Origin of the sequence: Acinetobacter sp. NIPH 542, assembly GCF_000369825.1 — a bacterium.
GTDB lineage: Bacteria > Pseudomonadota > Gammaproteobacteria > Pseudomonadales > Moraxellaceae > Acinetobacter > Acinetobacter oleivorans.
Genome location: NZ_KB850206.1, coordinates 456,322 through 468,410, shown reverse-complemented (window position 1 = coordinate 468,410; position 12,089 = coordinate 456,322). Strand labels below are relative to the sequence as shown.

The following is a 12,089-nucleotide window of genomic DNA, read 5'->3' as shown; positions in this document are numbered from 1 at the left end:
ACTAATGACAATATCCATAACCCCAGTTAACGGATACGCACACGCTTTTTGTCACTCACGATTTTTTTCAATTCGACTTCGAGTGCTTTTATGAATTGTTCGACCGATTCTTCTGTTTCCAGATAAACACTGTTCGAGGTCTTGCTATAAATACTTGCCACATCGACTTCCACAACAGGTTTCGGTGGTACTACTGCGATAGCAGGCTGTATAGGAATCGTAGCAGCAGAAACTTTTGCTGTGCTGGAAGTGGTTGAGTTGCTACTCACACTTTCAGCTTTGCTTTGAGCCAGTTGTGCAGCTTTCGCCTGACGCTGAATCTCTAACTGGACTTCTCGCTCCAGCTCATACAAGGCTTCGTCAAAACGTTCAATGGCGGTTTGGGTTTGCAGCATATAGATGGTGGACAGGCTGCTTTCCACTTCGATATCCGCTTTGAGCAATTGCAGCGGACGCAGTAGCTTGTTACTCAGCTCAGCGGTGGCAATACCACTGTTTTTAATCTCGGCTTCCAGCTGCTTGATCTTGTCATCAATTTGCTCTAGCGCCTGACTGCGCTTTTCAGTCAGCAAGCGTTGATTGACGCTTTCCACTGTACGAACCAAATCAGCGACTTTATTTAACAGGCCATAGGGTGATTCAGTGGTCGAAATGCGATGTAATTCGGAGAGGGCTTTTTTCGCCAGCTCATCACTGCCCAGCGCCTGTTTGTTTTTCTCAAAATGACGTAAGGCCTGTTGCAGTTGCTGCCAGCTTGGCATCTGGTTGCTAAAGAATTCATGAATGTCACGATAATCTTCTTCCAGATCCAAATAGTCGTCCTTGTTCTCGACCACGGCCTTAAAGAAATCGAAGCTGTCGCTATTCGCCAGCAGACGTTCCAAAGTCAGAATCGACTTTTCAATCACTTTCTTGCCCGGGAACTGCCCGACATCTGTTTTGCTTTTGTACGACTTAAAGTTGGCTAACCAAGTCTTAAAATGCTTCAAATAGAATTCAAATAGCTCTTTCTCAGTCGCTGGTCCCATGGCCGAGAATAGGTCTTGGGTGAGTTGGCGTGCCTGTTTCAATACCTGATCATCAGTCTGGCGCTTTTTAATAATGGAAACATCACGGCGACGGCGGCTGTTTTGTAAAGGCTCAAAGGCATCTTTTAACTGTAAGCTGCCGCCATTTAACTGCAGTGAAATCCGCCCCATCGCAGCCAGCTGACCCACCAACAGTAAAATCTCGGCATCTGGCCAGCCATAAGGACGTTTGGCAAAACGATCCACCACATCTGACACCAGAATACGTTCGGTACCGGTTGCACGCAGCGAGATGTACTGTTCGACATCCTGTAGGGCTTTCGGATTGCTCTGCCCGCCATCCAGAGACAATCCGAGCTGCGCCATATCATCCACAGTCAAGACGGCGTTCAGTTCACGCCAGGCATCCTGCTGATAGACTTGCAGATAGCTCAGTTTGGTATAGGTATTTTCCAGCAAATAACGACAAGCCTCATCCAGCTTGGTGGTTGGACTTGATGATGAAAGTTGTAAATGTTGCCCCAAGGCATAACTTTCCGCGTCCAGCAACATTTCTTCGACCCGGGCACGCAGGCGTTTTTTACGCTCCTGGTTCTCACGGCCACGGTCTGCCAGGATACGGCTGATATCCGATTGGGTGCCATCATCATTTAACCGAATAAATTTATTGGTTTTCAGCCAGGTGCGCAGTTCATTAAAGAACTGTTTATCGTCTGCCAGTTTAAACAGTATCTGCCCTTCGGCCTCGGCGCTCTTACCAATACAGAAAGCTTCTGTGTAGAGGTTATATTCCGTATCCAGTGGAGAAATGATTTCAACTTTCAAATCGCTCTCATACTTGCCATCCAGGCTATGACCATCCAGAAAACGACCAATCTGATAGTCCATCTTGTTGGCTTGATGGCGGTATTTGTTCTGATCCCGCAGTAAATCTTTAAAGATCAGATTGGCTAACTCTTTATTTTCTTCTGAAGCTGCTAAGTCAGTGGCTTTAATTTTGCGGGTGATATCGCGTTCTTCATTGGTCAGGAACAGGAACTCATCGCCATTCCTAGTAATCAAGCTCTCTTTTTCCAGACGCTGCAGGCTCTCTTCAATCCGCTTGCGCAATGCCAGCTTATCTTCATCAATTTTCTCAATCGACAAAGTCACCAGGTTATCCAGCGTACCTTTGATGATATCGACATAGCGGATCATGAACAGGGTACGCAGCATCTGCACATCAAAACCATCCAGGGTCTTATTCTGCCCTGCCTGGTCGATGGTACGCTTCACTGCAGTATCCAGGAAACCTTCGACTGAAGTATAGAAGCGGTGGAAAGGAACCAGGGCACCGACTTCATCTGTAGCAATCGCATTCGCGGCCATCTGGAACGCATCCAGCATGGACCGTTCACCATAGGCCAAGTGTGCACCGGTCGCACCGACTTTACGGATTTCTTCAAATACTTTTTGTACCAGCTGAAAATGGTACGGCGCAAAAGGATAGTTATGAATAAAGCTGTCTGGCCCCTCATAGTTCTTGAGGGTTGGGCCTGAACGATCAAAGGTAATCTGATTTTTTAAGATATCGCCCTTTTGCTCAAACACCGATCTGAGCAATGCTTCTGCTTCTGGGGTTTTACGTAATAAACGTTTCTGGATGACTTCATCGGTATTGGAACTGGACAGTGATAAACGGGTTTTAAAACGTCCAGCAATCTTGGAGAAGTCATTGGCTTTGGAAGAAGACATCTCACCTAAAACAGCATCGATGTCTGCCTGTGAGGTGACGATAATCCAAGCGCGGCCTTTACAGATCGTACCCAGGTTTTCAGTAATGGTTTGCAGTGTCAGCATCAAGCGGGTATCGCTGCCAATAAACTGCCCCACTTCATCCACCAGAAACAACATGCGTTGCTGGGGTCCTTTGCTGTCCAGGTATTCTTTCACCCACTGACAGAAGTTTTCGACCGAAACACTAAAAGTCTGCTCAGAATCCTCAAACCACTTGTGTGCCGCTTCAGCAGATAAGTTGAGGGCTTGGGAAATTGCGGTTTCGACATCATCCTGATAGAACTGATAGCCGTCACGTTCTTCTAGCCAAGACATGCCGCTAGATTCTTCAAAAGCCTGTTTAAAGCGCTCATACACCCCTTTCTGGCTCAGGTGACGTTCCATATGTGCAATATGTGGATGGTCAGCACTAAAACCCTGATATTCGTTAAACACGCGTAAAAACACATTCAGAATCGGATTGCCGTCATCATTTGAACTGGCTTTACTGTCGATGTTAAATAGGATGACATCGGCATGATGGCTAACGGCCTTGCCAATATCCGCACGGATAAACGCATCACGGATTTTGCTTTCATCAAAGAATTCTGCAGCACTGCGTTCGTTACCTTCCGCGTCACGTGCCACTTTATTGGCCAGAATATACGACAAGGTTTTCAGGAAATGTGATTTACCTGAACCAAAGAATCCCGAAATCCACACACCGACTCGGTTGGCAATCGAAGGATCGCTTAGATCTGTGCCATAAGACTGGAAAAAGTCACGAAAATGCTTTTCCAGCTCATTGGTGACCACGTATTCATCGAGTTCCTGATATACCGTGGTATTGTCATTCTGGTCTGCCTTGACCACCCCGTTAATCGCACGATCTAATGGCTTGTAAAAAAGTTCTTTAATATTCATTTCAATCAATTCCCCCGAATTCTTATTTCTATTTGCCGTGTTAAGGCACTAATCTGAATGCTCTGTAGTAATTGTTGCTTGGAATCTTTCCAAATAAACTCATCTCTTGACCGTCGTAATAGCCTGGATAAAACAGCACGACTGGCTTATGCCCCAGTAACGAATGCAAGCTGTTCAATAAGTGATGGGCACGTAACAGTGGCCAAACCGACCCTACCCCGGTCATTAACACAATATCTTGCTCATTGGTGGCATATTTGCTCACCAGATACGGCGCGAACTTATCCATATGTAGTGGGCCTTTCAGGGCTTTAAGTAGCGCCTCCTCGCCTTTAGCTTTTTGCATTTGGATGGCTTTATCGATGAAGTTGCGCTCAGTCAAGTAATCCACCACGGCTTGTAGCAGGTTGATATTAACCACCTTCAGCTGACTGTGTTTTTTCTCCAGCATCCCGTTTAGAAAATGCAGATATTCGCGGACTTTCAGTTCATCTTCAGGCGCATAATCAAAAATCCAGAAGCCAATTTCATTACCCAGTCCTTGACCAGTCAGAAATTCGGTTGAAAGAATTCGCTCTGGAATCTGGTTCAGACGCTCATGTATTGCTTGACTCATTGCTACCCCTCTACCACTACCGCATCCATAGCGACACTTCCATAGATCTTTTAATGCGTTGTTTATAATGTTCTTCCAACAGGCTACGTAGCTCTGCTCTGACGATCACACGCTGCAACTCCAGCTTACGGGTACTTTTAAAGTAACCGGCTTCTGTCAGCATGCGAAAGACCACCTGCCCCATTTTTTTCTTGCTGGACTCTTTCCATTCACAGATATCCAGATCTCGTTGTGTACGTTCTTCCAAAAAGTCGGACCAGATATAACTGTCCAAGTATTGAGCCTGAGAGATATAAGCTTCTCTCATCACCGTTTCCATAAACTCAAGCAGCAACAGGTTGCGTTCCAATGCACCACAAAAAGCCACCTGGGTCGCCAGCTCATCATCGCCATCACGCAAAGCTTTCCAGAAATCAGGTTCTAAACGCTCCAGACGCTTGCGAATAGCGGTGGCATTACGTTGCGCCGAAGCCGCAGTTCTTTTTTGCAGAATATTGTCCACCTGAATCGCCTGATACCATTGCTCTGTTGTGGCTTCACGCAATAACAGATCCGCGATTAACCGACTTTCACGCACCATCAATGAACCACCAATCAGGTCACTGTCATAATGAAATTGCTCTAACATGGCCAATCTCCTATGAGGTCTGATCAAACAGATAAGACGACAGCTTTTCGATATCTGAACGTTGTAAAACCAGTGGATATTTCAAGGCATCTTCCGCCTCAGCCAGCGTGATTGCGGCCTGATAGCGCTGCAAGGTATAGTGAGCCAGGGCTTTTTTCACCGGAATCTGTAATCTGCCATCTGGCATGCCAAAGTCTTTTTCGACAAGAGCTTTTTGAGCTGCATTCAATTTTGGATTCGGGATCAGCGTCAGTACAACTTCTTCATGCCATTGCTGATCCTGAGCTGGGTCTACTGGCTCAATCGCCATCACAACAGGTGTGCGATCAATTCTGGAGAGTAAAAAGTCCTTAAACTGCTTGCTCTGATGGCAATAGGCGCGGACATGCCAACGGAACCCGGTATACACTAGAGTATGTGGAGAAATCACCCTTTCATGCCAAACCGGATTATTCATGGAGGCATAAATAATTTTTAAAGTGCTTTGTGTTCGGCAGGCACGGAGCACTTCGCGGAGCACTTCTGGGCGAACACTACGATCGGGTAACTGCACCGCTGAAAGGTGGGCTTCTGGAGTGGCTATTAGGGCATGTGATTCACTCACCAAACCTGAAAGCATATTGAGATATTCATTGATATGAGTTGTGGTCAGCACTGGTTGGAAACTGGCTTTAGGTACATAGCCCTTGACAGAAGGATCATGAAACAAGGCATCAAGATTATATAACGTATTGTAGCGTTTGATATCCGCAGAGGCTTGCTGGCGACTGAGTCCAAACCAGTTCATTAAACGCGTGGTGACTAAACGTCCTTCCCAATACGCCAGTAGCTCAATGGCTCGCATTCTGAGAAATACTTCATACTTATCTGTCGTCATATACAATCAGTCAATAAATAGTGGCTCAAATATACCCCACAACAAATTTACAGTAAACAGATTTTACAGTAAATTCAAATAATCTTTTATATCATCTCAAGATTTAATAATTTGCTTATTAATACTCCTCAAGAGCATCATTATTATAAATCTAAGCCGTAATCGACCACATTTTATTAAAGACAGACAAGATTATCTATTTTAAGATGCAACTTTCGTAATTAGCACATTAATAAAGTTTTATTTTGGGATATAGTACGCAAACAGGCAACACACTGATGTGAATGGAATCAGGAGCAGTGGTGATTTGAAAAAATCGAGCACAAAAAAAGAAATGATCTTGGCAAAAGCCATTCAACTGTTCACCAAAGAGAGTTATATCACTGTTGGCGTGGATAGAATTATTGATGAGTCTCAGGTTGCCAAAGCGACCTTTTATAAGCATTTCTCATCTAAAGAAAATCTAGTCATTGCCTGCCTGCAACGTTTGAAAGATGAGATTCGAGTCAGTGTAGAAGATCGTATCTTTAACCTATCGACACCATTAGAAAAACTACATCAACTCTATATGTGGTATATCGATTGGATTGATCAAAATGGGGGTAAAGGGTGTCCATTTCATAAAGCACGAATGGATGTCGCTGAGTTATACCCACCTATTTTAATTACACTAGACGAATATCGAAGCTGGCTATTCCAACAAGTATCATCGTTATTTGAGCAACTAGAGGTTAATGATCTCCGAATGTTAACTAACCTATTTATTCACATTTTAGATGGTGTAATCAGTGATTCAGCTATAGATGAAAGCTTGCTTCAACCTCAAAAAACATGGGTATATATCAGAACATTAATTGGGCTTGAAATGGAAAATTTTAAATAAGTATTTTGTATAGCATTTCTCCACACCCTGATAGTTTTACACATTGATAACAATTAAAATCCGGATAAAAAATAGACAAAAACTTCACTCTTATAGTAATTTTTAATGTGTTCTGAGATCAGTCAGTTCACAATTAAAAAGGAAGGGATTCTTATGTTCGAAGACTTTTTAGTATCATCAGATACAGCCGCAGTTCTCAGCTTCATTGCATTTCTCATCTTACTTTTCATTGGTTCAAACAATAAAAATATTGGAATTTTCCACAGTGTTTTTAATGTTTATCAATACTTAAAAAACCGAAAAATAGAATATCTGAAGAATCAATTGGCCTCCCCCGTTGTTGAGGAAGAGGATAAAAAAACATATCAGAATGAGTTAAGCGTTGTGACACTACAAAAAGAACTCAATCTCAACGAAAAAGACTTACAGAAGCTGCGCTGTATCAAACGTAAAACCGACAGTGAATTTGCTGCAAGATTCTATAAAAACTGTAGTTTGTTGCTTGCATTTGATTATGTTACTAATCAATTCAAACTCGCTAAACCAATTGACCCTAAACGAGCTAAACAACTTGAGAAGATCGGAGTATGTCTTTTCTTTACATCTGGACTATTCGCCTACGGGTTCTTGCTTTATATGCTCTATATCTACGATATGCCACTCCACAATACGAGAGATATTGTCGCTTGGGCTGGTATCAATTATTTCCTGATGTTTGCAATCATTTTCATAGGAACTCGGATATTAAAATTCTTTATGAAACAATCAAATGCTTTAAGATTTATTGAATTATCTGAAAGAAATTTGACTCCCCAACAAGAACTGCTACATACGACACAAAAAGAACAAAAATAAAAAGTCGTACCACAAGGTGCAAGAAACCCTAAGACTTCTTGCACCTGATCTAATTCACCGCCCTAACACTCTGTGCCAATCCCTTTTGCAGCGATCTAACATCTGTATGAACAACCTCAGTTTGGTTCTGTTGTTCTTGCTCATCACTATGATAAAACTCTTCCACCACATCTAATCCTTCCTCACTCTCCACTTCAAACCTGGCATTGGCATAGCCTTGTCGTGCCACCTCATCTAAAGCCTCCTGATAAAACCCAGCCAGCCTGCTTTGCTCATCAATCTGCTTTGCCGTTGTAATCGCTTCTTGTAAACTCGTTCCATCTCTTAAGGTTAAATCCACGTAGTAGATTGGAGTACGATAACTTTGCGTGGTGCTTTTACCACGCAAAGTGAGTTGCAATGGTAGGCATGAAAGAAGCTTGGCTGAAGCAGCATGGTAATAAGCTAATCGGGCTGCTAAGGTTCGGATACTATTAAAGCCTGTAGTTCTAAAGATAAAAGTACCAAACTCATCTGCATCATCTAAATTAACGTAAAGTCTGCCATAGGGCTTGCATAAGCCGCCTTGTGCCAATGGGCAAAGGCTTGGTGATGGACAAGGATGTTGTTCAACGCCATGTTGTCCTTGTCGTTGGCAAGTTTCACCATTACCGATACAGATGGGACGCCCAGTCTGCCGATCAAACAAAGTGTATTCAGCTCGTAGGTTGAGTTCTGGATCATTAAAGATCATTCGAACTGGAATACTACGAAGTTTATTGTTGGTAGACTTAGTGCGCAGGGTTTCATCCAATGGGTGTTTCACCCAACCGTCTTTACCTTGGATTTGGCTGGTAATAGTAAATTGATCATCCTTTTCAGGGAGTCGTTTGCCGTTCTTTTCAATGACTTTACCAATACTGATACGACCCAATATCGGTGGGGTAATTGCTAGACCTTTAATCATATTTGGCCTCATTATGTCCGTTAAATAAAAATCCCATGCTGTTTAACGGCATGGGATCATGGGCGGTATAGGTTGAATAGGTGGTATGATGTAATCCACTTGCTGCGTTGTTTAAAGTTAATGACCATTCGGATAAATCTGAAAACGCCGTGTCCCTGCTTTAGTTTGTGGAAACTGCTCTAAATATTCTGGATGCTGTTTCAGCAACGCTTTGCTATCCAGTGCGATCGAATCTTGTGCCTTCTTCCAAGTCACTGAACCACAGATAAACACAGCTCGTTCAGCGTTTTTCATGAGCAATTGGATTTGGTGTTTCAGCTCATCAAAGTAGTGTTGGTGCTGGTCAATTTTTTGTTTCTCATCAAGCAGTTGATTAAACAGGTAATTGCCCTGTTCATTTTCGGTGAGGTCTTCAACCAGTAGCGGAGTTTGTTCAGGATAGAGTTGTTGCAAGGCTTTGGCTGCGGATTCAGAAGCATCAACACTTGGTGGAATATCTCGCTCAACGCATTGCCAGAAATGGCGCTCTGCATGAACAATATGTTGAATAACGGCTTCGTTACGGGTAACTTTATAAATACGGGTTTCATGCCCACAAATCAGTACACAAACATGGGCTGCCTGTTTACCTGTTACAGCGAGTTGGTGTTGTACCTGACACAGCACATATAGGGGTACACCATCTCGCCATAATTTACTGCCGTATTCACCTGCGGTTTTACACTCCAATATTTGTACATCATCGCTGCCAACTACGGCATAGTCCAAATTTGCTAGCATAAATGCTTTGTCTTCATCTGGATGTTGTAACACCGCATTGACCCGGCGTATTTTGTTGTTGGTATGCATGCTGTAGTATTCAGCAACTAAGGGTTCTAAACGGTTGCCCCAATATAATGGTGCATAACCTGCACTTTCATCTTCAATGTTTTGCTGCATACGACCAGTTTTAATCATCCACAGTTCCAACATTGACATGTGCGGATTCAATCCACAGGCTGTTGCAGCATCACTACTCCCAATCCCCTGCTTTCGTATCTGTAACCATTGTTCACGGCTCATTTTTTGGGTTTTCGCTAGACGTTTGGCAGTGGTATGACGAGCTGATCGTTTTGTTCGTTGGTCTATAAGCTGATGGGTTAAGGGCGGTTTAGGTGAAAGTGTTGTCGGTACGGTGCGACCGGTTGAAATTGCTTGTCCCATTGATTACTCCTAATTAGGTTTAAAATTTGAAGGCATAAAAAAACCATACCTTTGTAGGTATGGCCTATCATGCTTTTCATGATGAATATCTCGTTTAAATATGGCTTAGGCTAAATCAAAATTAAGCCACCATTTTTAAGGCTTGTTCTAATCCTCTTTGTTTAATATTGGCCCCTGCACCAAACCACGCTGAATCCATCCGGTGATCCGTTGATATCGCACGCCGTTCGTGATCCACAAATTTCGTGATACTGCAAAGCAACCCATAAGCGGTATCTTTAGCTGAAGCTAACTCAGCCCCACGACCATGCCCGTTAAACATGGTCATGACCTTAGACATGGCACGTCCATTCGGTTCGGCTTTGTTGTCACTGCCTAGAGCTGGATTAAATGCACTAGATGAAATATTGCGATTTAAGCGAATGATATTGTCTTGGAATACTGCGGTTGATGAATAGCTATTGTTTGCATTAAAGACTGCATCAAAGTAAGCAGCCGCTTCTTGTTGGGTGACTTTACGTTGACTTAACTGTTTCATTTCATACATGTGTTCATCCCAAGCACAAACTGAAATACCCAACTGCTGTTTAATTTTCTCCGCATCAAATTTGGTACTGTGTGGAACTTTTACCACACCAGCATTGCTATTCTGCCCACGTAAGGCAATCGCCAAAGTGTTATTACATACTACGCGAATCGAGGTAAATTGCGCCGTGGTTGCCAGTGTGCCATCACATGCAGTTGCCAGTAGAATATAGCCATTACTGACATCTTTACCTTTCAATGCTGTGGATTGCCCCGTTCTTGCCAAAGCCCAGAACTTACGCCCACCTTTGAGGACCCCTGCCGTTTCCAGTTCAAAACCCGATTGCTCGGTCAAGTCTCGGTAAAATTCTAGAATCTCTTTAGGTTGTACTTCCTGATAACGCTGACTCACCACCGATAATGGTGCATGAGTATCTGAACGATAAAGCACGCGTTGTTCTTCAAAGGGCAAGATAATACTTTGTCCCCGTTCATTCTTTGCCATATAACTGACATTGGATGATTCTATTCGCCAGTCCATACCTGCCTGCCGTGCCCAAACTTCTATTGGCTGATTTTGAGGGAGTTGATTACCTAAGCCATGCCAAGGAGTTTGACCAACGAATGCCATTGTTTCTATTTGATGTGCCATGATTGATTTCCTTTAATTGATTTAAATAATTTGAACGCTGTAAAAGATAAGAGTTATGAAAATCCAGATTGCTGGATTTCAAAATGCCCCAGACATTGCTCACATTGATAATGCAGGGTCAGCATGTTGTCCTGATGCTGGACGTAGAGCAGAAACATGCCCCCGATCACCAAACCAACAAAGCCACCTACCAAAGGATGAACGGGACTGCGTTTGGATAGCTGCATACAGGCTGCTGCCAGGGACATGGGTGAGAATGATGAAAGCTTTGCAAAGACGCCTTGATGAGTTGGCCCAGTCTGGCGTACTAATGCAATGTGTAATGAATGACAGTAAGGACACTGGTGCATGTACCTCTCCCTTAAATAAAAGGCATAAAAAAAAGAGCCTGCGAAGTCGCAGACTCTTGAACGTTCTCTATATTTCTTAATGATTTATAAGGTACAAGTAAGTTCAGCACTGTCGATGGTTTGTTTCGTTTTGATATCAAACATCGTTTGCATGAGTAAACATTCACCAGTGTTGGTATAAGCACTGTGGAATATTGCCATTACATATTCCTGTTCTGGGCCATATTGCATCACTTGCCAGCCTGACCAGTTATTCGGAATTGAAGTCACTGTATTCCCATCTGTAATAGAGAACCAATATTCCGTATTCTTATCTTGGGTTTCGTAAAATACATCTTCCCATTCTTTAGGAAGTTGGCTAATTTCAAATAAACCGCAGGATACTTTATCTGAGGTTATGCATTTACCACTATCTATGTTGGTCGTATATAACCCATTACCAAGTGCTTTTCCTTTAGTATCTCCAATTGATTTTTGAGTAGAGTCTGCTTCTTTTTGCTGTATGTCTAATGCCGGTTCACTGGCTGCCAGAATAACAGGTTCTGAGGCAGCAGCAGGTTCAGAAACAGATGCTGTAACAGTTGCTTCTGATTTAGGTTTAAGTAACTTGTCATAGCCGACCCATCCTGCAAGGACCACAACCAGTGCAGATAAAACGCCAATAATAAAAGTCTGGATATGAGTATTCTTAGGTTGTGTTGTCATCATGCATCCCCCTTCCGGTTTCATGAAATAGCTTTATGAATGAGAGCAATTCGTCAGCTCTCTCATTGAGGTAATATGTATTTAAAATTTCTTTATTTTTTTATATTTTAAACATGCTCTTCATAACTAGACACAACCTGTC

At 43.0% G+C, this 12,089-nt stretch carries 11 protein-coding genes; 2 read left to right on the top strand and 9 right to left on the bottom strand.

From position 1 onward, the window contains the following. Positions 1–26: 26 nt before the first annotated feature. Genes brxC through F886_RS07815 form a run of 4 tightly spaced genes read right to left on the bottom strand, consistent with a single transcriptional unit; the run spans position 27 to position 5,828 of the window. Complete coding sequence (gene brxC / locus F886_RS07830; protein WP_005303500.1) at positions 27–3,707, bottom strand: BREX system P-loop protein BrxC; 3,681 nt, start codon at positions 3,705–3,707, stop codon at positions 27–29. Positions 3,708–3,747: 40 nt separating this feature from the next. Then, positions 3,748–4,323 (bottom strand): DUF1788 domain-containing protein, encoded by a 576-nt coding sequence (locus F886_RS07825; RefSeq protein WP_005303499.1) that lies wholly within the window; start codon positions 4,321–4,323, stop codon positions 3,748–3,750. 16 nt (positions 4,324–4,339) lie between these two features. Beyond that, positions 4,340–4,951: a DUF1819 family protein gene (locus F886_RS07820; RefSeq protein ID WP_005303497.1), complete on the bottom strand. Its 612-nt coding sequence runs from the start codon at positions 4,949–4,951 to the stop codon at positions 4,340–4,342. 10 nt (positions 4,952–4,961) lie between these two features. After that, the gene (locus F886_RS07815) at positions 4,962–5,828 is read right to left on the bottom strand and encodes a BrxR family helix-turn-helix transcriptional regulator (protein WP_005303494.1); all 867 of its coding nucleotides are present in this window, start codon (positions 5,826–5,828) and stop codon (positions 4,962–4,964) included. Positions 5,829–6,135: 307 nt separating this feature from the next. Between F886_RS07815 and F886_RS07810 the strand changes: the two genes are divergently transcribed. Both F886_RS07810 and F886_RS07805 read left to right on the top strand, forming a co-directional pair. Then, on the top strand, positions 6,136–6,711 hold the full coding sequence (locus F886_RS07810; protein WP_005303491.1) for a TetR/AcrR family transcriptional regulator: 576 nt from the start codon (positions 6,136–6,138) through the stop codon (positions 6,709–6,711). Positions 6,712–6,864: 153 nt separating this feature from the next. Further along, positions 6,865–7,566, top strand: coding sequence for a hypothetical protein (locus tag F886_RS07805; RefSeq protein WP_005303489.1), 702 nt, complete (start codon positions 6,865–6,867; stop codon positions 7,564–7,566). Positions 7,567–7,615: 49 nt separating this feature from the next. Here F886_RS07805 and F886_RS07800 read toward each other — a convergent pair whose 3' ends face one another. From F886_RS07800 to F886_RS07780, 5 genes are all read right to left on the bottom strand, one after another. After that, the gene (locus F886_RS07800) at positions 7,616–8,512 is read right to left on the bottom strand and encodes a recombination directionality factor (RefSeq protein ID WP_005303487.1); all 897 of its coding nucleotides are present in this window, start codon (positions 8,510–8,512) and stop codon (positions 7,616–7,618) included. A gap of 117 nt (positions 8,513–8,629) precedes the next feature. Beyond that, the gene (locus tag F886_RS07795) at positions 8,630–9,715 is read right to left on the bottom strand and encodes a YqaJ viral recombinase family nuclease (protein WP_005303484.1); all 1,086 of its coding nucleotides are present in this window, start codon (positions 9,713–9,715) and stop codon (positions 8,630–8,632) included. A gap of 121 nt (positions 9,716–9,836) precedes the next feature. Beyond that, on the bottom strand, positions 9,837–10,892 hold the full coding sequence (locus F886_RS07790) for a DUF932 domain-containing protein (RefSeq protein WP_005303482.1): 1,056 nt from the start codon (positions 10,890–10,892) through the stop codon (positions 9,837–9,839). Between the two features lie 53 nt (positions 10,893–10,945). Beyond that, positions 10,946–11,242: a hypothetical protein gene (locus F886_RS19725; protein WP_005303480.1), complete on the bottom strand. Its 297-nt coding sequence runs from the start codon at positions 11,240–11,242 to the stop codon at positions 10,946–10,948. Between the two features lie 84 nt (positions 11,243–11,326). Next, positions 11,327–11,950 carry a hypothetical protein gene (locus F886_RS07780; protein ID WP_005303476.1) on the bottom strand — a complete coding sequence of 208 codons (624 nt, stop codon included), beginning with the start codon at positions 11,948–11,950 and terminating at the stop codon, positions 11,327–11,329. Positions 11,951–12,089 lie beyond the last annotated feature (139 nt).